The organism is Bartonella sp. 11B, from assembly GCF_002022625.1.
Lineage (GTDB): Bacteria > Pseudomonadota > Alphaproteobacteria > Rhizobiales > Rhizobiaceae > Bartonella > Bartonella rochalimae.
In genome coordinates this window covers 1149479-1174351 of record NZ_CP019783.1, presented here as the reverse complement: position 1 = coordinate 1174351, position 24873 = coordinate 1149479, and the positions used below count along the sequence as shown (strand labels likewise).

Below are 24873 nucleotides of genomic sequence, written 5' to 3'. Positions count from 1 at the left end.
AAGCAGAAGGTCTTATGGAAGATCAGTGAAGATAAAGAATTGTTCAAATAAGGTAGTTTAAAATTTGAATATAAAAAAGGTTAATTGTTTTTTTCAAGTATTTTGTACAAGAATTGTACACTTTATTTTCATTAAAGAAATTTTCTATATTTTATGTTTATAAATAAACATTATTTATTTTAAATAAGCTGTTTAAATAAAGAACCAAATTTTTATTGTTATTAGAATAGAAATTTATACTAAATAGATATTAGTATTTTTTAGGAATATTATTATTTGCTATAAAATAATCTTTGAAGTTTATTTCTAGATCAAAATATGCTTTTTTTATAACTTTAAGGTCTTGTTATTTGCAATAGGAAAATTTAAATTTATTCAGCTGCCATTTTATCATAAGTGATAGTATGATTATCTGTGAGATATAAAGTGCTCAATGCGTGTTGCTTGTTGTTCATCAAGGTTTTGAAGTTCAATTTAAATATGTCTATGGGAAAGTATTATTATGCATGTTTATTACGATAGTGATGCAGACGTTAATTTAATTAAAGAAAAGAAAGTGGCTATTATTGGTTACGGTTCTCAAGGACGTGCGCATGCATTAAATCTTAAAGATTCTGGTGTTAAAGATATAAAAATTGCTTTGCGATTAGAGTCAGCAACAGTCAAAAAAGCTGAAACAGATGGTTTTGAGGTTGTGAATGTTGTTGATGCAACAAAATGGGCAGACTTCATTATGATGGCAGTGCCTGATGAATTACAAGCCGATCTTTATAAAGATTCTATTCGTGATTATTTGCGTGATGGAGCAGTAATTGCTTTTGCTCATGGTTTGAGTATTCATTTTGGTTTAATTGAGGTCAAAAAAACAGTTGATGTCGTGATGATTGCACCCAAAGGGCCAGGATACAAAGTACGTAGTGCATATCAACGTTGTGGTGGTGTGCCTTGTTTAATCGCAGTTGAACAGGATAATTCAGGGCATGCGCATGATATAGCATTGTCTTATGCTTGTAATATTGGTGGTGGACGTGCTGGTGTGATTGAAACAACATTTAGAGAAGAATGTGAAGCAGACTTATTCGGAGAACAAGTCGTGCTTTGTGGTGGGCTTGTCGAGCTTATTCGTGCAGGCTTTGAAACACTTACAGAAGCAGGTTATGCGCCAGAAATAGCCTATTTTGAGTGTTTACATGAAGTTAAATTAATTGTGGATCTTCTTTATGAAGGTGGTATCGCAAACATGAATCGTTCAATTTCTAATACAGCTGAGTGGGGCGAGTATGTATCTGGTCCCCGTTTAATTACTAATGAAATTAAGGCTGAAATGAAACGTATTTTGAAAGATATTCAGACAGGTAAATTTGCATCAGATTGGATACAAGAATGTAAAGCGGGTTCTGCACGTTTTAAAAGTATGCGGCGTTTAAATGATATCCATCCTATTGAGGAAGTTGGTAAAAAAATTCGTGCTATGATACCATCGATTAAAGAGTGCAACTAAATTTTATATTGAACTAATAAAAACTGATGAACTATCTCTAAAAGAGTAATCTTTGATATATTTTTATATGAAAATTTATTCTTTATTTTTTCTGAAAATAAAGTACATGCTTTCTAAGAAAATAAACCACAGTGGAGTGTACTTTAGAGCTATTAAAGTATCAGATTCTAATGTTAATAAAAAAAGAATAAATATAAAAAAAGCTAAGACAAACCAACACATTAAAGTCCCTCCTGGCATTTTATACGTAGAAGTAATGTGTTGCATAGGATAATCACGACGATAAATAATATAGCTGATTAAAATTATAGACCATACAAATATAAATAAAATAGCTGCAATGGTAGTAATAATTGTAAAAGCACTTATAGTCGTTGGAGATAATGACAAAAGTATATAGCTTAACAAAACACATAAACAAGAGAAGAATAATGCATTGGCCGGAACATAATTTTTAGAAAGTTTTCCTAAAAAACTAGGTGCTCCTCGTTTAGTCGCAAGACCATATATCATCCTGCTTGTAGAAAAAATGCCGCTATTTGCTGAAGATGCTGCTGACATGAGAACAATGAAATTAACTAATCCAGCAGCAGTTGGAATACCAGCTAGCAAAAACATTTCTACAAATGGGCTTTTATCTGAAGCAACTTGATTCCAAGGGGTAACGGACATAATTACAATGAGAGAGAAGATATAAAAGAGTATAATACGAATAGGGATTGAATTGATCGCTTTTGGTAAAATTTTTCCTGGTTCTTTGACTTCAGCTGCAATTGTTCCAGCAAGTTCAATACCAACGAAGGAAAAAATACTAATTTGAAATCCAGCAAAGAATCCCCCAAGACCTCGGGGAAAAATATCTCCATCATTCCATACATTACGGAGAGAAGAAAGAGTACCATGTGGGGAGGTAAAGCCAATAAAAATCATATAAAATCCAATAATAATTAATGCTAAAATTGCTAAAATTTTGATCAGGCCAAACCAAAATTCAAGTTCACCAAATAATTTTACTGCGACAAGATTAAATATTAAAAAGAAAACAATACAGATGAGCACAGGAATCCATGGATTGAGCTCAGACCACCAAAATTGTGCATAACTGGCTATCGCAATAATATCTGCTGTTCCAGTTACTATCCAACATAACCAATAAGTCCAGCCGATAAAAAATCCAACCTTTGGTCCCAAAAAATGAGCTGAAAAATCAATAAAAGACCGATATTGTGTATTTGAAAGCAGTAATTCTCCCATAGCACGCATTACAAAATAAAGTATGCAACCAATAATAGCATAAACTAATATGATTGAAGGGCCAGCAATACTAATTGTCTTCCCAGATCCCATAAATAGACCAGTTCCAATAGCACCACCAATGGCAATGAGTTGTACATGACGATTGTCTAATCCACGTTGTAATTTCCTTTGATGATTTTCAGCTAAATTTTGTTTATAGTCCATTTTTATGAAGACCTCCTTATTATTAAGGCTAAATTACGCTAATCAAAAAGGCAATTACTCGTATAAAGGCATGATATGAGTGAATCGCAAAAAAGAAAACATTTTTAATGATTTTAGATAATGTATCGATTGAGAAAATTAAGCGAGTTGATAAAGATTTGATTGCTGTGTTGAGACGAGTAACAATAGAAACTCTTAGATATAATGCTTTAACTACTCTTTGGAAATTGATATTATTTTTTTACTGGGGTAATGCATAAACGTTATTCTCGCTTATATAGGAAAAACTATTTTCATGCTTATCAATGTATTTTAATATCTGTTGGGTTGTAGGCGCTTTTGATTATTTTAATCATTTTTCTAAACCATTGATTACACATATTTTCGTTATATCTATTTTACTCAAAATTCATAATAGTATTAATATTATATGTTTATATTAGTACCATCATTTTACCTTTATATACTCAAAATTTTAAAGAAATCAATAAAATACTTTTTGTTTTTTATTGTTGATCCTCTAGAAAAAGATCAGGATTCTTAAGTAAAATAGCAGATTTTGTAAATGAAGCAGTTGAAGGTTAAGAGTCATATATTAGTTGTAATTTTCTTTTTTATAAATTGAAGTAACCAAGGCTAATTGTAGTACCGATTTCGCTTACTACGTTTGTTGGGATAGGGATGTTACATGCTATGATAGACTAAGAGATGTAACTTATATATATATCGAGAAAGTTTTTCTAGATCGGCTTTTAGCTATTAAAGCTGAGTAAATCCAAGATAGTTTTAAAGTGGATAATATAGTTGTGGGAAGAAAATAATATTAATTTTTATTAGTGATGATGCAAAAAGGCTAAATTATGCTCTATTAGTATTACATCAAGAAAAAGCTATACTGAGGAGAAAGAGTTTGCGTTTATCAAATATTGTAATAAGTCTTGAAACTAAGGGCAATAATTAATATGCAGGGATAGATAATTAGAGAAATTTTTCTCAGTTGAAAGTTAGAGTTGTTATCCCACAAATTCCGAGTCTGTCTTCTTTTACTTAAGCTTTCTTTCTATATAAATTTAATGAATATGAGCAATCAAAACAGCTTTTTGATTAGCATGGATCATTAGGGATAGCTTCTGCTTGTTTGCAACATAAGTGGGCTTTATACGAGTACATTTATAGCTTATAATCTATTTCAAGATGATATTTTGTGCAAGCCTCAGTAAAAATAGCACCATTACGAGGTAAATCACATAAATGTTTTTTTGAATAGGGGGATAAATTTTAGTAACAAGTTATCTTTTTATTGAATCTTAATTTCCGATACTTAACAATGTCTCATGTTTAGACAAGCTCGTAGTATTGATTATTTTTAGGGAGACGTGATTAATAATAGTGCGTGATTGGTAGTTGTTTAGCAAAATTATGATCATTCCTGAAAAAGACCCTGTTATTTCATTTGATAGTAAATTTCAATAGTAAATTTCATTTGCGGATAATTATAGAGGCAAAGAAGATCTGCATTTTTCAACTCGATATATTCAGTTTGGCTACAGAATTTTCTTTAAGGATTGATACCTAATTGTTTGATATAATGGTAATTTTTATGATCGTTTATTTAGCATAAGCTCTTTAAAGTAAAATTTTCTGGACTAGTTTTTCATTTGAAATACACTAATATAGCTCTAATTCATTTATCAGGAAGTTATCCGAGAAAACTAAAAAAGAACAAAAAGGGTTAAAATATAATAGAAGTTGCAGTAGTTATAATATTTTTTTAGCTAGTTGTTATTATTCTTTATATTCAGAAATTATTCATTACAAGGATAATGAAGGTTTTGTTAAAGTTCTTTCATATAAAAACAGACTGATTTATTATTATATTAATAGTCTACGATACATGTACCCATTAGGGTAGGTAAATATGTATTTTTATTTAGACAAGAAAAAATTATAATTTTAGTACTTTATTGAAAATTACTGAAAATCCGAGTGTAATTAGAACTGTTAATTTTTATAGGATATTCTTTGTTTGCAGCCTGTAACATTTCTAATTTTAAATCTTCTCTTATCATTGTATCTATATTAGTACGTATATCAGACGAAAGAGTATGAGCTGTAATATCTTCAGGTACGATTGATGTCGTTATTTTATAAACAATACGATTTGTCGCATTTACACCTTTTACTACGCCGTAATGATCTTTGGTACCATAAAAAAGTGCTTTAACTCCTTCAACGCCGAAGATTTGTGATGGATCTTGGCGCCGGAGAGCTGGAGTTGTTTGTTTTATGATACCAAGCTCAGTTGCAAGAGCATCAAGACTTTTTCCTTTAGCGAGTTGTTTGAGGATATCTTGGGCTTTTTCATCAAGAAGACGTTGGATTTCTTCTTCTTTCCATTGGACAATGGCATTTTGTTTTACTTCTGAAAGTGTTCTATCACGGGCAGGGATAATCGTATCAACTTGATACCAGAGATATCCTCCTTCTGGAAGAGAAAGAGGATCCACATCAATACCTTCATGTGATTGATAAATAGCATTTAATAAAACCTCTTTTTGAGGTAGGTCTGTGAGTATGATTCCTTCAGTTGTTTTTCCCGTTTTATCAATAGTAATTTTGCGGTGAGGCAATTTATATTGTTTTGCTAACTCTGTAAGAGAAGCACCTTTAAAACGAGCATTTTCAATTTCTGTATACTTATTGCGCAGATGAGTTACAGCATAGTTTTGGGCAAGCGTTTGACGAATATCGTTTTCTACCTTTTGAAGGGGAATTTGAGTTGAGGGTGTAATATGTACAACGCGAATAATGACAGGACCTTGCAGATCATTAATGACAGCACTAATTTCTCCTTTTTTGAGTTCAAAAATCTCAGATGCTAAATGATTAGGAAGCTCATTTTCTGCTAGAGGCCCCCTCGTTATATCACTGAGGTTTTTTTTCTCTTCTTTAACTAAAGCATCAAAACTTAAGCCCTCTGCTATTTTTTTTGCTGCATTATCAGCGGCTTCACGTGTAGAAAAACGAAGTTCTTCAATTATACGTTTTTCAGGAGTAATAAAACGCGAGGTATTTTGAGTATAATAAGTCTGTATTTCATTTACTGATATGTTTTGTGGTTTTAAAAATTCTTCTGATGTTATAGAGAATAAAGAGACAGTACGATATTCTGGAGCACGAAATTTATTCTTGTGAGTATCAAACCATTTTTCTAATATCTCTGGATTAGGATCAGCAATTTTTTTCTCTTTTTTTAGGTCTATAACAAGATAATCAGCGATACGTTTTTCTTCGTGATAAGTAGCAAGTGCTTTATAAAAAATATCGGGCGCTCTCATACCAGCTAATGAAGCTGAAATAAGCTGATTACGTTTTTCTTTTTTTGTATAGTATTTTAAGAAATTATTTTCGTTAGTCTGTAATTGTTGAAGATAGTTGAGAAATAAATCGCGATTAAAAACTCTGTTATACTGAAAAATATCGTCATTACCAATGATACGGGCTATCATATCTTTTGAAAGATTAATTTTCATTTTACGCGCTTGTTCATCAAAAAGCACATCCTGTTGCAACTGATTGAGAACAAAAAAGGGAATTTTATATCTCTGTATTTCATCTGGTGTAAACATTCGTCTAAGATTAGAAGTAAGGGCTAAACGTAAACTTTGGTCAGCAAGTGCGAGATGATAAGTATCAACAGTTATTGTGGATTTTCCGGAAGTAAGAAGCTCATTTTTATTCGTTGTATGTAATTGTGGTACACCCCATAGAAGGATAAAGCACAAAAGCAAAGTGCTAAGAAAAATCTTAGCAACCCAAGAATTTACAGAGTTTCTCATGGTTTTAAGCATTATTCAATTAATCCTATAATTGGGTATATTGATTATCAGCAATGATAGAATTTGCAATAAAGATGAAGAAGATGCAAGCTTAAAGACTTGCTTTCGTTGTATAATTTGATACTTAAAGCAAAAAAAATATTAAGATAGCCTTTGAGGTGAAAATATGGCTTCGGATCTTCGACCTTTGGTTGCTGGAAATTGGAAAATGAATGGAACAGGCGAATCTCTTGGAGAGCTGCGCGCTATTGCTGCTGGTGTTAGCTCTGATTTGGGTCGTTTGTTTGAAGCACTTATTTGTATTCCAGCCACACTTTTGTCACGTGCTTCTGAAATATTACATGATGAAAAGCTTCTTTTAGGAGGGCAAAACTGCCATTTTAACAGCAGTGGCCCTTATACCGGAGATGTTTCGGCATTTATGCTTAAAGAGGCCGGAGCGAGTTATGTTATTATTGGACATTCAGAACGTCGTATAGCCTATCATGAAAATGATGCTATTGTTTGTGCTAAAGTAAAAGCTGCATGGCGAGAAGATCTTGTTCCTCTTGTTTGTATTGGTGAGACGTTGGAGGAGCGTGAAGGTGGTAAGGTATTTGATGTCCTCATACAGCAACTTGAGGATTCTTTGCCAGATGATTCAACAGGAGAGAATATAGTTATTGCTTATGAGCCGGTATGGGCTATAGGCACAGGAAAAGTTCCTGCTTTGACAGATGTTGAGAAGATCCACAGTTTTATTCGTGAGAAGATTAGTTTTCGCTTTGGTGATGAGGGGTGTAAAATACGCCTGCTTTATGGTGGATCAGTAACGCCATCTAATGCATTTGAGCTTTTGAGTATTCCCCACGTTAATGGTGCTTTGATCGGTGGAGCAAGCCTAAAAGCAGTTGATTTTTTAAATATTTGCGATGTTTATCGTAGATTATAAGGAGAAAATCATAATTACCCCTTGGATTATACTTAATTTGTGTGTAGGTAGTTGTGAGTAATTATTAAAGAGCAGAATTTATGCAAACAGTACTCATTGTTATTCATTTTTTGGTTGTTATTGCTTTGATTGGTGTTGTGTTACTTCAGCCTTCAGAAGGCGGTGGGCTTGGAGGTGGTGGCTCAAGCTTTATGAGTACGCGTGGTGCCAAAAGTGCATTGACGCGCTTGACAACTATTTTAGCGGCTTGTTTTTTCATGACATCAATTGGACTTATTGTGATTGGAAACTTATCAAATTCTAGTTCTGATATTCTCAATCGTATTCCAGTTAATTCAGGACAAAATTCAACAAAAGAGAATGAATCAGGGAGTGCGCCATCAGTTGAGGGTGAAGCTCAGCCTTCTATTATTGATCAATTGGGCAGTGGTCCTGCATCTTCTCAACAACAAAATGGCTTAGCTATACCTGAAAATGAAGATCCACTTCCTCCACCAGTAGGTAATCCGATTTCTAAATAATAAGCCTAAATAGTTTTATGTAGAGTTGGTATAGATCATTATGGAATATGGTTTTTCTACATTTTTGTTTTATGAAAGAGAGATTATTTTTTTTCATTTTTTGCTGGAAAAATCATTATGAATTATTTATCATCATAATCCCATGGCACGTTATATTTTTATTACTGGTGGTGTGGTTTCTTCTCTTGGAAAGGGCATTGCAGCGGCAGCTTTGGCTGCATTACTTCGCGCTCGTGGTTATCACGTGCGGATCCGAAAGCTTGATCCTTATTTGAATGTTGATCCAGGAACAATGTCGCCTTATCAACATGGTGAAGTATTTGTCACTGATGATGGTACAGAAGCAGATCTTGATCTTGGCCATTATGAGCGTTTTACTGGGTATTCTACAAATAGCCAAGATAATATTACGACGGGGCGTATTTATCGCAATATCATTGAACGAGAACGGCGTGGTGATTATTTAGGAGCAACTGTTCAGGTTATTCCACATGTGACAGATGAAATTAAGACATTCATTACTACAGGGAATGAAGAATTTGATTTTATCTTGTGTGAAATAGGTGGAACCGTTGGTGATATTGAAGCTATGCCTTTTCTTGAAGCAATTCGTCAATTGCATAATGAATTGCCAAAGCAAAGTGCTATTTATATGCATCTCACATTAATGCCCTATATTTCTTCAGCAGGAGAATTAAAGACAAAGCCGACACAACACTCTGTTAAAGAGCTGCGAGCAATTGGTATTGTTCCTGATATTCTTTTAGTGCGTACAGATCGCTCTATTCCAGAGGCAGAACGGCACAAGTTATCGCTTTTTTGTAATGTTCGTCCAAGTGCAGTTATTCAGGCATTAGATGTTCCAACAATTTATGATGTGCCTATAGCGTATCATAAAGAAGGCTTAGATTTGCAAGTCCTCTCTGCTTTTGGAATTGATTGTGCTCCTGAACCGGATATGGATTGTTGGAAAGATATTACATATCGGATTCATCATCCTGAAGGAGAAGTTACGATTGCAATTGTTGGAAAATATACTGGTTTGAAAGATGCTTATAAATCTCTTATCGAAGCGATTGTGCATGGTGGAGTAGCAAATAAAGTAAGGGTTAATATTGAGTGGATTGAAGCAGAGCTTTTTGAGAAAGAAGATCCTACGTCTTATTTAAAAAAGGTTCACGGGATTTTAGTTCCTGGAGCTTTTGGTGCGCGTGGTGCAGAAGGTAAAATCGAAGCGATTCGATTTGCAAGAGAAAATAAGATTCCCTTTTTAGGTATTTGTTTGGGTATGCAATTAGCTTGTATTGAGGTTGCACGCAATGTCGCAAATATTAAAAATGCTTCATCAAGTGAATTTTGCAAAACAAATGATACAGTTGTCGGTTTAATGACTGAATGGTTTAAGGGAGATGTTTTTGAAAAGCGCACTGAATTTGGAAATCTTGGCGGCACAATGCGTCTTGGTTCTTTTGTGGCTGAATTAAAAAAAGGTAGCCATATTTCGGGAATTTATGGTACCACAAAGATTTATGAGCGGCATCGTCACCGTTATGAGGTGAATATTCATTATAAAGATAGGCTAGAACAATGTGGGTTGATTTTTTCTGGCATGTCGTCAGATGGTATGTTGCCAGAAACAGTAGAATATATAGATCATCCGTGGTTTATCGGTGTTCAATATCATCCAGAATTAAAGTCGCGTCCATTTGATCCTCATCCACTTTTTTCTTCTTTTATCAAAGCTACTGTGAAGCAAAGTAAGTTAGGGTAGTTCATAAATTTATTTGCTTACTTTCGAGGAATAAAATGTTTAAATCAAACATTACTGTTAAAGTTGGAAATGTTGTTTTTTCAAATGAAGCACCACTTTCTTTAATTGCAGGTCCTTGTCAGATGGAGAGTCGAGATCATGCTTTTGAAATGGCGGGGCGGATTAAAACAATTGTTGATCAGTTTGGTATTGGTTTTGTTTATAAATCTAGTTACGATAAAGCCAATAGAACATCTTTAAGTGCGACACGTGGTATTGGTCTTGAAAAAGCAATAGTTATTTTTTCTGATCTTAAGAAGGAATTTGGATGTCCAGTTCTGACTGATGTGCATACAGAAGAGCAATGTATGGCCGTTGCTTCAGTTGTAGATGTTTTGCAAATACCAGCTTTTTTATGTCGTCAAACAGATCTTTTAGTTGCAGCAGCTAGAACAGGGCGTGTTATTAATATTAAAAAGGGACAATTTTTAGCTCCTTGGGATATGGAAAATGTCTTAGAGAAAGTGACAAAAAGTGGTAATCCTAACGTTATGCTTTGTGAGCGAGGTACTTCATTTGGTTATAATCGTTTAGTATCTGATATGCGTTCATTACCAATTATGCGTTCATTCGGTGCTCCTGTTATTTTTGATGCTACGCATTCTGTGCAGGAGCCAGGTGGTCAAGGGAGTTCATCTGGTGGACAACGTGAGTTTGTTGAAGTATTAGCACGTGCTGCTGTTTCTATTGGAGTTGCTGGTATTTTTTTGGAAACGCATCAAGATCCGGATAATGCGCCGTCTGATGGTTTGAATATGATCAAAATTGATAATTTATACAGATTACTTGAAATTTTGATAGATTTTGATCGTTTAGCAAAAAAACAAATTCAATATTGAGTATAGGAAGTATTTTAGCACTATGTTGTTTGTGAATAAAATTAATAAGGATTTTTGCTGGATGAGGGATTTCATATGACTATAATTACAGGTATTATTGGGCGTGAAGTTCTTGATAGTCGTGGTAATCCGACTGTAGAAGTTGATGTTCATTTAGAAGATGGAGCTTTTGGTCGTGCTATTGTTCCTTCAGGCGCATCGAAAGGTGCGCATGAAGCTGTAGAACTTCGTGATGGTGGTTTGCGTTATCAAGGTAAAGGTGTTAAAAACGCTGTTGCTGCAGTTAATGGTGAAATTTTTGAGGTTCTTATCGGAAAAGATGCAAGAAACCAAAGAGAAATTGATCAAACAATGATTGATTTGGATGGAACACCTAATAAATCTCGTCTTGGTGCTAATGCTATTCTTGGTGTTTCATTGGCAGTTGCAAAAGCTGCGGCAGAATCATTAAACTTACCCTTGTATCGTTATATTGGTGGTACGCAAGCGCATGTTCTTCCTACTCCAATGATGAATATTATGAACGGGGGTGTTCATGCTGATAATCCGATCGATTTTCAAGAGTTTATGATTATTCCAATCGGGGCTCCTACATTGAAGGAAGCAGTTCGTTATGGTGCTGAAATTTTTCATACGTTAAAAAAACATTTGCAAAATGCGGGCTATAATACCAATGTTGGTGATGAGGGTGGCTTCGCACCTAATCTTAGGGATGCTAGTCAAGTAATTGATTTTATTTTAGATTCTATAATATCGTGTGGATATAAACCAGGTAAAGAAATTGCTATTGGTTTAGATTGTGCTTCAACAGAGTTTTATAAAAATGGTTCATATTTTTACGAAGGTGAGAATAAATATCGTAATACACAAGAACAGATAAAATATTTGACTCAACTTGTTGATACTTATCCTATTATTACAATTGAAGATGGGATGGCCGAAGATGACTGGGAGGGTTGGAAGTTACTAACTGGTTCGATTGGTAAAAAATGTCAGTTGGTTGGTGATGATCTGTTTGTCACAAATTCAGCACGTTTACGCAATGGTATAAAAATGGGTGCAGCGAATTCTATTCTTATTAAACTGAATCAGATTGGGACTTTAAGTGAAACTCTTGGTGCTATAGAAATAGCCCATAAAGCAGGTTATCGTGCTGTTATTTCCCATCGTTCAGGTGAGACAGAAGATTCTCTGATTGCGGATCTTGCGGTTGCGACTAACTGTGGACAAATTAAGACGGGCTCATTGGCACGTTCGGATAGATTAGCGAAATATAATCAACTTATTCGTATTGAAGAAATGTTAGGAAAACAGGCTCGTTATGCAGGTAATTTTTATCATTAATGGTTTTTAGCAGAAAGATGGAAAACATTGTATGTTAAATATAATTTACAATGACAAACTTAAGCATTTATAGACAGCATTTTAATATACTGAGTTTTTTGAGAGGTAAGAGTGAGAGGTATAGTTATTAGCCAAGATCAGGGCATTTATCTTGTATCAGGTGATGATGGCAAGCGTTATCAATTTGCGACTTGGGATTGGTTAGGAAAAAATTCACCACAAATTGGTGATTATCTTGATTTTGTATGTGAAGATGGGGTTGCTAAGTCTGTATTTCCGATTTTAAAAAAAGAAACAAAACAATTAAAATTGATGCTTGCACTTATTTGTTGGTTTACTGGTATGTTTGGTATTCACCGTTTTATAGTTGGTAAAATTGGGACTGGTATTGTAATGCTTGTTCTTTCTTTATCAGTTGTAGGATTAGTCGTTACTACGGTTTGGGCAATTATTGATTTTATCTTTATTTTATCGGGAAACTTTACTGATAAAAACGGGAATAAAATTACGTATTAGCAGGTCTTTATTGCGCTAAGATAGTTTAAAGAAGGTAATAAACTACTTGTGTATGATTGTTTTGGTAATGAGGTGTTAATTAAAATAATGCATAGTTAAAATAAATCTTAAAAAAGACTGTGCTGTATGTGGACAAAACAAAAACAGAGATCAATAAAAGCGCGCTTTATATTACCGCTCATAACAGTGGGGGTGTTAGGTTATTTTAGTTATCATATTTATCATGGGAAATATGGACTTTATTCACGTAGCAAGATTAATCAACATATTATTGAGTTGCAAGAAGAACTTCATCAAGTAAAAGCTGAGCGGATATCTATTGAAAAGCGTATTTCTCTTTTACGTGATGGCCATATTGAGAAGGATATGCTCGATGAGTATGTTCGGAAAAATTTAAACTTTTCCAAGCCGAATGAGCTAACAATTTTAATTTCTCCTTCTGATCTGAATGAATTAGAAGTTAATTAAGCTAAAGAGATATTTTAAACAATTACTATAGTATAGTTTGAATTGATTTATAATACTTGTAACTTTTATTCGTAGAGGTTATTTCTAATAATCATTGAAGGGAGTTTAAGTATGGCAGGACGGGCTAAAAAAAGTTCTATGTCGACAGTGTATGCTGGATCATCAGATACTACTAAAACGGCACAGATAGCTAATTTCACCAAAGAAGAAGAAATTGATGCTTATCGTGAAATGCTTTTGATTCGGCGTTTTGAGGAAAAAGCGGGACAATTGTATGGTATGGGTTTGATTGGTGGCTTTTGTCACCTTTATATCGGACAAGAAGCTGTTATTACTGGTACATTAAAAGCAACAAAAGCAGGTGATCAAATTATTACATCTTATCGTGATCATGGTCATATGTTAGCAGCTGGTATGAGTCCACGTGGTGTGATGGCAGAATTAACGGGGCGTCAAGGTGGTTTTTCTAAAGGAAAAGGTGGCTCGATGCATATGTTTTCTAAGGAAAAAAATTTTTATGGGGGACATGGTATTGTTGGTGCGCAGGTTCCAATTGGCTCAGGTCTCGCATTTTCGAATCAGTATCTTGGTAAAGATAATGTGACATTAGTTTATTTTGGTGATGGGGCTGCAAATCAAGGGCAGGTTTATGAGAGTTTTAACATGGCTGCACTTTGGAAACTTCCTGTCATTTATATTATTGAGAATAATCAGTATGCTATGGGGACATCTGTCTCGCGCGCATCTGCAGAGACTGATTTTTCTCGCCGAGGTCTTTCTTTTGATATTCCAGGCATTGCTGTTGATGGTATGGATGTTCGTGCAGTGAAAAAAGCTGCTGACGAAGCAATTGTTTGGGCACGTTCGGGTAAAGGACCAATTATTCTTGATATGCAAACTTATCGCTATCGTGGTCATTCTATGTCTGATCCGGCGAAATATAGGTCAAAAGAAGAGGTAGAGAAAATAAAGTCTGAGCACGATCCGATTAATCAAGTAAAAAATCGGCTGATTAAACAAGGTTGGGCAAGCGAGGATGATTTAAAATTTATTGATAAAGAAGTACGTGCGATTGTAGCAGATGCAGCGGATTTTGCACAAAATGATCTAGAGCCAGATTCTTCTGAGCTCTATACTGATATTCTAGTTTAAAGCAGGGGAAGCAAGTATGCCCATTGATATTTTAATGCCGGCACTTTCGCCAACAATGGAAGAAGGTAAGTTATCTAAATGGCTTAAAAAAGAAGGTGATAAAGTTAGCTCCGGTGATGTTATCGCTGAAATTGAAACAGATAAAGCAACAATGGAGGTGGAAGCTATTGATGAGGGTATTGTTGGAAGAATTTTTGTACCTGAAGGTACTGAAAATGTGAAAGTTAATACTGTTATTGCAGTATTATTGGAAGAAGGTGAAAGTGTTGAAAATATTTCACAAACTTTAAAAAAATCACAAGGAGGAGACGCTGCTACTATGCTATCAATTCCTGTACAACCTATTCCTATAATTGCTTCTGATCCTGATATTCCTGTAAATACGGAAATGATTATGATGACAGTGCGTGAGGCGCTTAATCAAGCTATGGCTGAGGAAATGCGGCGCGATGAGACAGTTTTCTTAATGGGGGAGGAAGTAGCGCAATATCAGGGGGCCTATAAAGTTAGTCAAGGTTTATTAGAAGAATTTGGGGCACGCCGAGTTATTGATACACCTATTACAGAGCACGGTTTTGCAGGGTTGGGTGTTGGTGCTGCATTTGGAGGCTTACGTCCTATTGTTGAGTTTATGACATTTAACTTTGCTATGCAGGCGATAGATCAAATTATCAATTCAGCAGCAAAAACTCGTTATATGTCTGGTGGACAAATGTCCACTCCTATGGTTTTTCGTGGTCCTAATGGTGCTGCTGCACGCGTTGGTGCTCAACATTCGCAGTGTTATGCGGCATGGTATAGTCATGTGCCGGGCCTTAAGGTTGTTATGCCTTATAATGCAGCAGATGCCAAGGGTTTGCTTAAAGCTGCTATTCGTGATGATAACCCTGTTATTTTCTTAGAGAATGAAATTCTTTATGGTCATCAGTTTGAAGTTCCAAAGATAGATGATTTTGTTTTACCTATTGGCAAAGCGCGAATCCATAAGCCTGGTAAGGATGTAACAATTGTTTCTTTTGGAATTGGAATGCATTATGCAGTCCAAGCATTGCCAGAAATTGAAAAGCTTGGCATTGACGCTGAATTAATTGATTTACGAACTATTCGTCCAATGGATTTACCAACAATTATTGCTTCAGTTAAAAATACAGGTCGTCTGGTAACAATTGAAGAAGGGTATCCTCAGTCATCTGTTGGCACTGAAATAGCAACGCGTGTTATGCAACAGGCTTTTGATTATCTTGATGCACCAATTGCTACAATTGCTGGAAAAGATGTTCCTATGCCTTATGCAGCAAATCTTGAAAAATTAGCTTTACCAAGTGTTGCTGAAATTGTCGAAGCCGTTAAGGCTGTAACTTATAAAGCATAATTAAGGAGAGCACTATGCCTATTAAGATTACGATGCCTGCGCTTTCTCCTACAATGGAAGAAGGAAATTTATCAAAATGGAATATCAAAGAAGGTGATAAGGTTGCATGTGGTGATGTTATTGCTGAAATTGAGACAGATAAAGCGACTATGGAAGTAGAAGCTATTGATGAAGGAACGGTTGCTAAAATTGTTATACCTGCTGGAACACAGGGTGTTAAAGTTAATAGTTTGATTGTCATTTTAGCAGAAGAGGGAGAGGATTTATCTGAAGCTGCAAAAATTGTAGAAGAATCTTCTTCTGTTGAGATGAAAGAACAAGTTGTTAAACAATCTATGGAAGCAGCAAGTGTACAAGCTGCTCATTCATCAACAAACCAGAAATTAGCAAAACAGAATGGAGATAATAGAGGTCTTTTTGCGTCTCCTTTAGCAAGACGACTGGCAGCTCAGGCAGGGATTAATTTATCGCTTATTTCTGGTACTGGTCCTCATAAGCGTATCATTAAGCGTGATGTGGAAAAAGCTCTGAATAATGGTATTGCAAGTTCCCATGCATTGCACATCGATCAGTCAATAATTTCAGGTACTTCTGATAGACAGACTTTGCAACTGTTTAAAGAAAGTGAATATACATTTGCGCCCCATGATAATATGCGTAAAACAATTGCTAAGCGTTTAGTTGCATCAAAGCAGATGGTACCGCATTTTTATGTAACTGTAGATTGTGAATTAGATGCATTATTGGAATTACGTACGCAATTAAATGCTGTAGCTCCAATAGTTGAGATACAAGAAGGTATTAAACCTGCTTATAAGTTATCCGTCAATGATATGATTATTAAAGCTGTAGCACTTTCTTTAAAAGCTATACCTGATGCTAATGTATCATGGCTTGAGGATGGAATGCTGCATCACAAACACTGTGATGTTGGTGTTGCTGTTTCTGTTCCGAATGGATTAATGGTACCAATTATTCGCTGTGCAGAAGAAAAATCTTTGTCAATTATTTCTAATGAAATGAAAGATCTTGCAACGCGTGCTCGTGAACGTAAATTGAGAATGGAAGAATACCAAGGAGGGACAACAGCTGTATCAAATATGGGGATGTATGGCATAAAGAATTTTTCTGCTATTATTAATCCGCCGCATGCAACGATTTTTGCAATTGGTTCAGGTGAGAAGCGTGCTATTATTAAGGATGAAGCATTAGCGATAGCAACAGTTATGTCAGTTACTCTTTCAGTTGATCATCGTGCTATTGATGGAGCATTAGCGGCAGGAGTTGCTCAGACTTTTAAGAAGATAATTGAAAATCCATTAACAATGTTAATTTAATTATTTTTAAATATTGCACTTAAGAGTAGAGAGAATGTGATGGAAATAGCAGATCTCAATAGTTTAATGATGGTTTATAACCTCTTTTGACTTCATATAGCTTTTTCTATAGTACTCGGAGCAGTATACAGGGAAGAAGCTTATTTATTTTTGGTCTAAAGTTTGGATAATACATCCATTTTTGCATATATCCATGGAGGGATTATTGTGGCGGGTCTTTATGATGTAATTGTGATTGGTTCAGGACCAGGTGGATATGTAACCGCGATTCGTGCGGCACAATGTGGTTTTAAGACTGCAATTGTTGAACGTGAGCATTTAGGTGGAATCTGTTTAAATTGGGGATGTATACCAACAAAGGCACTCTTGCGTTCAGCAGAAATGAAACATTTTGCTGAACATGCAAAAGACTATGGATTAAAGCTTAATGGTTCAATAGAAGTTGATATTAAAGGTGTTGTAGCGCGTTCTCGTGGGATTTCAGCCCGTTTAAATACTGGTGTTGGGTTTTTATTGAAAAAGAACAAAATTGATATTATTTGGGGAGAAGCGAAACTAACGAAGGCAGCTAACGGTAATCAACCTGCAGAAATTATGGTTTCTGCATCATCCAAAGAAGTTATGCAGCCACAAAATCCAATTCCTAAAGGAATATTAGGGGAAGGAGCTTATCAAGCAAGGCATGTAATTATCGCTACTGGTGCGCGTCCTCGTGTTCTTCCTGATATTAAACCAGATGGAAAACTCATTTGGACTTATTTTGAAGCTATGGTTCCTCCTGCTATACCAAAGTCTCTTTTGGTGATTGGATCTGGAGCGATAGGTATTGAATTTGCTTCTTTTTACCATGATATGGGAACTGAGGTAACTGTTGTTGAAATGATGCCTCAAATTATGCCAGTTGAAGATATTGAAATTTCAACATTCGCTCGTAAACAGCTAGAGAAAAAGGGCATACGTATTCTTACTGAGGCAAAAGTAATTAAAGTTGAAAAAGCTGCTGATTTTGTTACAACGCGTATTAATGTGAAGGATAAGATAGAAACAATAATGGTTGATCGATTGATTTCAGCTGTTGGGGTGCAAGGTAATATTGAAAATCTTGGATTGGAGGCATTAGGTATCAAAACTGATCGTGGATGCATTGTTACTGATGAATGGAGTTGGACAGGAGTGAAAGGAATTTACGCTATTGGTGATGTTGCTGGTCCTCCTATGTTGGCTCATAAGGCAGAAGAGGAAGGTGTAATATGTATTGAACATATTGCTGGTTTAAAGAATGCTCATCCGCTGGATAAAACAAAAATTCCAGGATGCACATATTGTACGCCGCAAGTTGCTTCTGTAGGATTTTCAGAAATGGCAGCAAAAGAAGCAGGTTATGATATACGCGTTGGACGTTACTCTTTCTCAGCGAATGGTAAGGCAATTGCTTTAGGAGAAGATCAAGGATTAGTTAAAACTATTTTTGATAAAAAAACAGGACAGCTTCTTGGTGCGCATATGGTAGGGTCAGAAGTGACAGAGCTCATTCAAGGTTTTGTTATTGCTATGAATCTTGAAACAACAGAAGAAGAATTAATGCACACTGTTTTTCCACATCCAACATTATCAGAAATGATGAAAGAGAGTGTATTGGATGCTTATGATCAGGTTTTAAATGCTTAATGATTAGGTTACATGCAAATTTAGATTATGTGATTTTTCATCAACGTTTTATATCTAAAAGACAGAGGTCTTGAATGGTTACGGTGCTTGATAAAGTTACGAGTAGACGTATGCGGCATCCTGAAAAGGCGCATCTTCCCGATACAAGTATTCAGAAAAAACCGAGTTGGATTCGTGTAAAAGCACCAGTATCACCAATATATAAGGAAACACATAATGTGGTGCGTACCAATAAATTGGTTACCGTGTGTGAGGAAGCAGGCTGTCCAAATATTGGCGAATGTTGGAGTAAACGACATGCCAGCTTTATGATTTTAGGTGAAATATGTACGCGAGCTTGTGCTTTTTGCAATGTTGCGACAGGTATTCCATTTGCAGTTGATGATAATGAGCCCGAGCGCATAGCAGATGCTGTTGTGCAAATGGAGTTAAAGCATGTCGTTATTACATCTGTTGATCGTGATGATCTTTCTGATGGTGGTGCACAGCATTTTGCTAAAGTTATTTATGCCATTCGTCAGAAAGCTCCAACGACGACAATTGAAGTATTGACGCCTGATTTTCGGAATAAGGATGGTGCATTGGAAATTGTTGTTGCTGCTAAGCCTGATGTTTTCAATCATAATTTAGAAACAGTGCCATCAAAATATTTAAAGGTCCGTCCAGGAGCACGTTATTTTCATTCGATTCGGTTATTACAACGCGTTAAAGAACTTGATCCAACAATCTTCACAAAATCAGGAATTATGGTTGGTCTTGGGGAAGAGCGGAATGAAGTTCTTCAACTGATGGATGATTTGCGTTCTGCGGATGTTGATTTTATGACAATTGGGCAATATTTGCAGCCTACACGAAAACATCATCCTATTATTCGTTTTTTAACCCCTGAAGAGTTTGAGTCTTTTGCCAAAATTGGTAAAGTAAAGGGTTTTTTACATATGGCGTCTAATCCTTTGACACGTTCATCTCATCATGCAGGAGATGATTTTAAAGCTTTGCAAAAAGCACGTGCTGAAAAATTTTCCCAATAGAGATAATTATGCCGACTTTTACAACACATCGGCAAGTTGCCTATACTGCTCATGAAATGTTTGAGCTTGTTGCCGATATTGAGTGTTATCCTGAATTTTTACCAATGTGTGAATCTTTAATTATACGTTCTCGGAAGGAATGTGAAGAGAAGACTTTGCTTCTTGCTGATATGACAGTTGGTTATAAGATGTTTCGAGAAACTTTTACAACTCAGGTGTTTCTTCATCCTAAAGAAAATCTTATTGAAGTTAAATATATTGATGGTCCATTCAAATACCTTGAAAATCGTTGGGTTTTTCATGATCTTAAAAATACAAATGCATGTGATATAGAATTTTTTATTGATTATGAGTTTAAGAGCAAAATGCTTGGGTTGGCTGTAGGATCAATGTTTAGTATTGCTTTTCATAAATTTACTGATGCTTTTGAAAAACGCGCACATCAAATTTATGGTTTTTCAACAGTATGATTTTTCAGTGGAGAGCTATGAGAAATATCTAAGAATAAGATTTAAAGCATTTTCAACAGTTTTATGGCGAATAATATTGCGATCAGAATTCTCAAAACGCATTTCTTGATGCATAGTTGCGTGATTTTTATAAGCTGTTGCACAATGGACAAGTCCTACTGGTTTATTTAAATATGCTCCTCCAGGTCCAGCAATGCCTGTTACAGCAACTGAAATTGAAGCTCGTGAGTATTTCAGTCCACCTTCAGCCATTGCAATAGCAACTTCTTTTGAGACCGATTTATATGTTTTAATAAGTTCAGGGCACACGCCAACAAGATTAATTTTAGATTCATTTGAATAAACAATAAATCCACAGTCAAATACATCTGATGATCCTGCAATGCTGGTAAGATTTGCAGCAATAAGCCCTCCTGTGCAAGATTCTACAGTGGTTAGGAGCAAATTTCTTTCACGACAAGCTTTAAGGACAGTCTTCGCCAGTGTTTCACAAAGGTATGTCATCGTGGAGTTTCTCCCGGATAAATAACTGTAGTAACTGCAAGAGCTGCAATGCCTTCTGCACGACCAATGAAACCAAGCTTTTCATTGGTTGTTGCTTTAATAGAGATGCGATTAGTTGAAAGTTTGAGTATGTTGCTAAGGTTTTCTGTCATTATATGACGATAAGGATTAATTTTAGGTTCTTCAGCAATCAAAGTAATATCCACATTAGCAATACGGCCATCTGCTTGCTTAATTATATTAATGGCATAACGTAGAAAAACTTCTGATGATACATTTTTCCATTGAGAATCAGAAGGAGGAAAATGCGTTCCGATATCTCCTGCTCCTTGAGTTGCTAAAAGAGCATCTGTTAAAGCATGAAGAGCAACATCAGCATCAGAATGTCCACTTAATTTCTGTTTAAAAGGGATTTTTATGCCACACAAAGTGAGATAATCACCTTTTTCGAAAGCATGGACATCATAACCATGTCCAGTACGGATATCAGGGAACATTTGCGTCCTCTTTTGTAAATATGAATAGGCAGTTTCAAAATCTTCTGGCCACGTAATTTTTATATTATTCGGATTTCCAGGAACCGTTCGCATAGGGATTCCAAACCATTCAGCGATTGCTGAATCATCAGTAAAATTTTGTTGGTTAGATTGTCTTGCTTTTTCATGAGCTGCTAAAATGAGTTCAAATGGAAAACATTGTGGCGTCTGTGCAGTATAAAGATTTGTTCGTGGGATTGTATCTAAAACATGGCCTGTGTTACTTAAACGTTTAAGGGTATCTGAGATAGGAATGATGGGGAGTACACCTTCTCGATGATTAACAATAGTATGTATTTGTTCAAGAAGCTTTTTTTCTACAAAGGGACGTGCACCATCATGAATATGAATATATTCTGGTTTGATATTTTTGAGTGCGTTTAGTCCATGTAAAGTGGATATTTGGCGTGTATCACCCCCTTCAACAATGATGAGGTGCTCTTTCAAATCAGCTATAGCGTTTTCACATATTTGACGATCATCTGGATGGATAACCAAAACGATAGTTGTAATAGAGGAGTGTTGTAAAAAACAATTTATAGTATGATAAATAACCGGTTTTTGTCCTAAAATCCGGTATTGTTTAGGGCCATTTTGTGAAGATCCTACTCTTTTGCTGCGCCCGGCAGCTAATATTATGGCTGCAATAGAAATATCGAGTTTCCTTTTGAAATTTCATTTTAATTAGTGAGTTGTTTGCTTTTTCCTTTATCAATTTTAAATTGAGGTTGAGAGGATAATAATTGTAAATCAGCAATGGATGTTAATGATAATACATCAAAAAAAGAGTCTAAAGCCTTTTTCAATACAATATTTAAACCACAGAAATTTATTAGTGGACAATTACTTGATTGATTATCGAAGCATTCTGCCATGGAAAAGTTATCTTCTGTTATCTTAATAACATCAGCTACTGAAATCTCTGTTGCAGGTTTGGCTAATTTAACACCGCCATTACGTCCTCTTACTGTTTTCATAAAGCCTGCTTCGACTAATGATTGAAGGATTTTGAATAAAAAAAGTTCAGAAACAGCATATGTGTTGGCAATTTCAGGAATACGGCTTAGTGCTTCTTGATTAGAGGCACAATACATGAGCATCCGGAGTGCATAATTTGTTTGTTTGGTTAATCGCATTGCAAATCCTATGAAATATCCCCTGAATAATATAACCACTTTTAAAGTGACTATGAAAAATGTGGAAGCTCTTTCTTAATTTTAGATTAGTTATATTTTAAATCATAGTATTGTCAATTTTTGACATAAGGATTTATATGAGAGCAGTAAAGAAAGTATTGTAAGGTAATTATGAATACAACATTCGTAACGAATCCCAAAGGTATAGATCAAAATATCTCTAAAGATGAGTCCCGGCGTTTGAACAGTGTGTATACGTTCTTGGGTGTTACAATTATTGTATTAGCTTTGCTGACTGCTTCTATCTCATTTATTATTCTTATTGGATTAACGCCTATTGTTCCCAATAGGGCTGTAACATTATTTTTTATAGCTATTAATAGTATTTGGATTTTGGGACTTATAGTCATTGTCTTGTATGAGGTAATTCCCATTATTCATGCTTGGAGATTAAGGCGTGCTGGTTCGCGTCTTCATGTACGGCTTATTTCTTTGTTTGCGCTTGTTGCGACATTGCCAGCTGTTGCCGTTGCTCTTGTATCTGGTCCTGCTCTTAATCTAGGTCTTGATCGATGGTTTGATACGACGACTCGACAAATTGTAGGTTCTTCTATTGATTTAGCAAATGCTTATGCAGATGAAATGCTTCAAAATTTAAAGAATTTATCCTATGCTATGGCATTAGCACTGGATGATAAAAGACTTTTGGCACGTAATCCAGCTGAATATCGAATGCAATTGACACGTCATGCTGTAGGGCGTAATCTTCGGGGTGTTTTTTTATTAAGCTCAGATGGAACTATTTTTGCATCAAGTGATCTTGGTGATGAGGAACAGCTCCCTATTCCACCACCTTATCTCATTGGTCAAGCAACCAGTGCAAGGCCTTTCTCTTTTCAGCCAGGAGTTCATGATTATTTTGGTATTATTTTGAAATTTAACAATATTTCAAATACATTTTTGTATTTGGTGCGTGATGTTGATCGAAGTGTTTTGTCTGCCTTGCGTTTGACAGAGGTTAATACAGACCGTTATCGTGATTTGAATGAAAATCGGCTACCGACCCAAATTGCATTTGGGATGCTTTATTTATGCCTTTTTTTAAGTTTATTCCTGTCCGCTATTTGGACTGGTATCGCTGTTGCTGATCGTTTGGTGTGTCCTATCCGGCTTCTTATTAGCGCAGCTGATGATGTTGCTTCTGGCAATATGGAAGTTTTTGTACCAGTACGTGCAAGAGATGGGGATATTGGACAGTTGTCAAAGACTTTTAATTATATGGTTAGTGAGCTTAAAAGCCGGCGTAATGAACTGATTGCAGTTCGTGATCAAATTGATGAGAGACGACGATTTTCTGAAGCTGTTTTATCTGGTGTAACAGCAGGAGTGGCTGGGATTGATGTTAATGGCAATATTACAATTATTAATCGGTCTATTGAAACAATGTTTGGTATTCGTTCTGAGCAAGTTATTGGGTGTAATCTTGTATCGTTAAGTTCTGAAATTGGACAGGTTTTTAAGCTTGCTTGTTCATTAGGGCGTAAGAATTATCGTGAGCAAGTGACTTTAAAAGTTGCAGGACAAGAGCGTGTTTGTAATGTGCAAATGACAATGGAAGAAAATGATGGACAGGAACAGTCATGGGTGTTAACAATCGATGATATTACAGATCTTGTAGAAGCGCAGCGCTCATCAGCATGGGCAGATATTGCCCGCCGTATTGCGCATGAAATTAAAAATCCCCTTACACCTATTCAGTTATCAGCTGAGCGTATTCGTAGACGTTATAACAAAATTATCACACAGGATCGAGAAGTTTTTGATCAGTGTATTGATACGATTATTCGGCAGGTGGGAGATATTGGGCGTATGGTCGATGAATTTTCTTCTTTTGCACGTATGCCGAAACCGCAAATGCGTATTTTAGATATACGGGAATTATTGCATGAAGCCTGTTTCTTGATAGAAGTTACTCGTCATGATATTCATTTTGAGAAAGATTTAGGAAATGTACCGCTGATAGGTGCGTTTGATAATCGTCTTATTGTTCAGGCTTTTGGCAATGTTATCAAAAATGCGAGTGAAGCAATTGATGCTGTGGCGCGAGAAAAAAGTGTTTGCGGTCATATTCTGATACGCTCTTATCGTCAAGAAGAGTGTTTAGTTGTTGAGATTATTGATAACGGTAAAGGATTTCCTAAAGAGCAAAGACATAAATTATTAGAACCTTATATAACAACGCGGGAGAAGGGCACAGGGCTGGGGTTAGCCATTGTACGTAAAGTCATTGAAGATCATGGTGGTTACATGGAATTGCATGATGCGTTAGAAAATTTTTATGAAGGCCGTGGTGCAATGATTCGCATGGTATTTCCAGTCGATAAAACAGAGTATAAAAGCGTTACACAGAGCACAAATCATGAGATAGGTGAGTAAA

At 35.6% G+C, this 24873-nt stretch carries 20 protein-coding genes; 15 read left to right on the top strand and 5 right to left on the bottom strand.

What is annotated here, in order from left to right:
• The first annotated feature begins 502 nt into the window (after window positions 1-502).
• Entirely contained in the window at window positions 503-1501 is a 999-nt protein-coding gene (gene ilvC / locus Bho11B_RS05075) for a ketol-acid reductoisomerase (protein WP_078673818.1), read from the top strand.
• A 75-nt stretch (window positions 1502-1576) separates the two neighbouring features.
• Here ilvC and Bho11B_RS05070 read toward each other — a convergent pair whose 3' ends face one another.
• Together Bho11B_RS05070 and Bho11B_RS05065 are read right to left on the bottom strand one after the other, a co-directional pair.
• The gene (locus Bho11B_RS05070; RefSeq protein WP_035007308.1) at window positions 1577-2962 is read right to left on the bottom strand and encodes an amino acid permease; all 1386 of its coding nucleotides are present in this window, start codon (window positions 2960-2962) and stop codon (window positions 1577-1579) included.
• A gap of 1961 nt (window positions 2963-4923) precedes the next feature.
• Entirely contained in the window at window positions 4924-6813 is a 1890-nt protein-coding gene (locus Bho11B_RS05065; protein WP_078673817.1) for a peptidylprolyl isomerase, read from the bottom strand.
• Window positions 6814-6967: 154 nt separating this feature from the next.
• Between Bho11B_RS05065 and tpiA the strand changes: the two genes are divergently transcribed.
• From tpiA to Bho11B_RS05000, 13 genes are all read left to right on the top strand, one after another.
• Window positions 6968-7732, top strand: coding sequence for a triose-phosphate isomerase (gene tpiA, locus Bho11B_RS05060; protein WP_035007315.1), 765 nt, complete (start codon window positions 6968-6970; stop codon window positions 7730-7732).
• Window positions 7733-7812: 80 nt separating this feature from the next.
• Window positions 7813-8253, top strand: coding sequence for a preprotein translocase subunit SecG (secG, locus tag Bho11B_RS05055; protein ID WP_035007318.1), 441 nt, complete (start codon window positions 7813-7815; stop codon window positions 8251-8253).
• 142 nt (window positions 8254-8395) lie between these two features.
• Window positions 8396-10024, top strand: coding sequence for a CTP synthase (locus Bho11B_RS05050; protein ID WP_078673816.1), 1629 nt, complete (start codon window positions 8396-8398; stop codon window positions 10022-10024).
• Between the two features lie 35 nt (window positions 10025-10059).
• A complete protein-coding gene (gene kdsA / locus Bho11B_RS05045) occupies window positions 10060-10902 on the top strand; it encodes a 3-deoxy-8-phosphooctulonate synthase (RefSeq protein ID WP_078673815.1) in 843 nt (280 codons plus the stop codon).
• A 75-nt stretch (window positions 10903-10977) separates the two neighbouring features.
• Window positions 10978-12246 carry a phosphopyruvate hydratase gene (gene eno, locus Bho11B_RS05040; protein WP_078673814.1) on the top strand — a complete coding sequence of 423 codons (1269 nt, stop codon included), beginning with the start codon at window positions 10978-10980 and terminating at the stop codon, window positions 12244-12246.
• Between the two features lie 111 nt (window positions 12247-12357).
• Entirely contained in the window at window positions 12358-12762 is a 405-nt protein-coding gene (locus tag Bho11B_RS05035) for a TM2 domain-containing protein (RefSeq protein ID WP_035007323.1), read from the top strand.
• A 126-nt stretch (window positions 12763-12888) separates the two neighbouring features.
• Window positions 12889-13230 carry a septum formation initiator family protein gene (locus Bho11B_RS05030; RefSeq protein WP_035007325.1) on the top strand — a complete coding sequence of 114 codons (342 nt, stop codon included), beginning with the start codon at window positions 12889-12891 and terminating at the stop codon, window positions 13228-13230.
• Between the two features lie 111 nt (window positions 13231-13341).
• Window positions 13342-14382, top strand: coding sequence for a pyruvate dehydrogenase (acetyl-transferring) E1 component subunit alpha (pdhA, locus tag Bho11B_RS05025; RefSeq protein WP_035007327.1), 1041 nt, complete (start codon window positions 13342-13344; stop codon window positions 14380-14382).
• A 16-nt stretch (window positions 14383-14398) separates the two neighbouring features.
• Window positions 14399-15754 (top strand): pyruvate dehydrogenase complex E1 component subunit beta, encoded by a 1356-nt coding sequence (locus Bho11B_RS05020; RefSeq protein WP_078674154.1) that lies wholly within the window; start codon window positions 14399-14401, stop codon window positions 15752-15754.
• A 14-nt stretch (window positions 15755-15768) separates the two neighbouring features.
• Window positions 15769-17091 carry a pyruvate dehydrogenase complex dihydrolipoamide acetyltransferase gene (locus Bho11B_RS05015; protein WP_078673813.1) on the top strand — a complete coding sequence of 441 codons (1323 nt, stop codon included), beginning with the start codon at window positions 15769-15771 and terminating at the stop codon, window positions 17089-17091.
• 207 nt (window positions 17092-17298) lie between these two features.
• A complete protein-coding gene (gene lpdA, locus Bho11B_RS05010; protein WP_078673812.1) occupies window positions 17299-18759 on the top strand; it encodes a dihydrolipoyl dehydrogenase in 1461 nt (486 codons plus the stop codon).
• Between the two features lie 74 nt (window positions 18760-18833).
• Window positions 18834-19790, top strand: a complete 957-nt coding sequence (gene lipA / locus Bho11B_RS05005) for a lipoyl synthase (RefSeq protein ID WP_035007334.1) — start codon at window positions 18834-18836, stop codon at window positions 19788-19790.
• A gap of 8 nt (window positions 19791-19798) precedes the next feature.
• On the top strand, window positions 19799-20260 hold the full coding sequence (locus Bho11B_RS05000; RefSeq protein WP_078673811.1) for a type II toxin-antitoxin system RatA family toxin: 462 nt from the start codon (window positions 19799-19801) through the stop codon (window positions 20258-20260).
• A 15-nt stretch (window positions 20261-20275) separates the two neighbouring features.
• Here the strand turns inward: Bho11B_RS05000 and Bho11B_RS04995 are convergent, their stop codons facing one another.
• From Bho11B_RS04995 to rirA, 3 genes are read right to left on the bottom strand one after another with little or no spacing between them, the layout of a single operon-like run.
• Complete coding sequence (locus tag Bho11B_RS04995; RefSeq protein ID WP_035007339.1) at window positions 20276-20764, bottom strand: CinA family protein; 489 nt, start codon at window positions 20762-20764, stop codon at window positions 20276-20278.
• Window positions 20761-21954 (bottom strand): bifunctional 2-C-methyl-D-erythritol 4-phosphate cytidylyltransferase/2-C-methyl-D-erythritol 2,4-cyclodiphosphate synthase, encoded by a 1194-nt coding sequence (locus Bho11B_RS04990; RefSeq protein WP_078673810.1) that lies wholly within the window; start codon window positions 21952-21954, stop codon window positions 20761-20763. Before Bho11B_RS04990 ends, Bho11B_RS04995 begins: the two co-directional genes overlap by 4 nt.
• Window positions 21955-21980: 26 nt before the next feature.
• Window positions 21981-22436 carry an iron-responsive transcriptional regulator RirA gene (rirA, locus tag Bho11B_RS04985; RefSeq protein WP_078673809.1) on the bottom strand — a complete coding sequence of 152 codons (456 nt, stop codon included), beginning with the start codon at window positions 22434-22436 and terminating at the stop codon, window positions 21981-21983.
• A 171-nt stretch (window positions 22437-22607) separates the two neighbouring features.
• Between rirA and Bho11B_RS04980 the strand changes: the two genes are divergently transcribed.
• Window positions 22608-24872, top strand: coding sequence for a PAS domain-containing sensor histidine kinase (locus tag Bho11B_RS04980; RefSeq protein ID WP_035007343.1), 2265 nt, complete (start codon window positions 22608-22610; stop codon window positions 24870-24872).
• The last annotated feature ends 1 nt before the right edge of the window (window position 24873 follow it).

Coding starts and splice junctions, on each gene's coding strand:
- Bho11B_RS05015 (WP_078673813.1), top strand. CDS start 15,769: ATGCCTATTAAGATTACGATGCCTGCGCTTTCTCCTACAATGGAAGAA.
- Bho11B_RS04995 (WP_035007339.1), bottom strand. CDS start 20,764: ATGACATACCTTTGTGAAACACTGGCGAAGACTGTCCTTAAAGCTTGT.
- Bho11B_RS05070 (WP_035007308.1), bottom strand. CDS start 2,962: ATGGACTATAAACAAAATTTAGCTGAAAATCATCAAAGGAAATTACAA.
- Bho11B_RS05020 (WP_078674154.1), top strand. CDS start 14,399: ATGCCCATTGATATTTTAATGCCGGCACTTTCGCCAACAATGGAAGAA.
- eno (WP_078673814.1), top strand. CDS start 10,978: ATGACTATAATTACAGGTATTATTGGGCGTGAAGTTCTTGATAGTCGT.
- kdsA (WP_078673815.1), top strand. CDS start 10,060: ATGTTTAAATCAAACATTACTGTTAAAGTTGGAAATGTTGTTTTTTCA.
- rirA (WP_078673809.1), bottom strand. CDS start 22,436: ATGCGATTAACCAAACAAACAAATTATGCACTCCGGATGCTCATGTAT.
- Bho11B_RS05030 (WP_035007325.1), top strand. CDS start 12,889: ATGTGGACAAAACAAAAACAGAGATCAATAAAAGCGCGCTTTATATTA.
- Bho11B_RS04980 (WP_035007343.1), top strand. CDS start 22,608: ATGAATACAACATTCGTAACGAATCCCAAAGGTATAGATCAAAATATC.
- Bho11B_RS05065 (WP_078673817.1), bottom strand. CDS start 6,813: ATGCTTAAAACCATGAGAAACTCTGTAAATTCTTGGGTTGCTAAGATT.
- lipA (WP_035007334.1), top strand. CDS start 18,834: ATGGTTACGGTGCTTGATAAAGTTACGAGTAGACGTATGCGGCATCCT.
- Bho11B_RS05050 (WP_078673816.1), top strand. CDS start 8,396: ATGGCACGTTATATTTTTATTACTGGTGGTGTGGTTTCTTCTCTTGGA.
- ilvC (WP_078673818.1), top strand. CDS start 503: ATGCATGTTTATTACGATAGTGATGCAGACGTTAATTTAATTAAAGAA.
- Bho11B_RS05000 (WP_078673811.1), top strand. CDS start 19,799: ATGCCGACTTTTACAACACATCGGCAAGTTGCCTATACTGCTCATGAA.
- tpiA (WP_035007315.1), top strand. CDS start 6,968: ATGGCTTCGGATCTTCGACCTTTGGTTGCTGGAAATTGGAAAATGAAT.
- pdhA (WP_035007327.1), top strand. CDS start 13,342: ATGGCAGGACGGGCTAAAAAAAGTTCTATGTCGACAGTGTATGCTGGA.
- secG (WP_035007318.1), top strand. CDS start 7,813: ATGCAAACAGTACTCATTGTTATTCATTTTTTGGTTGTTATTGCTTTG.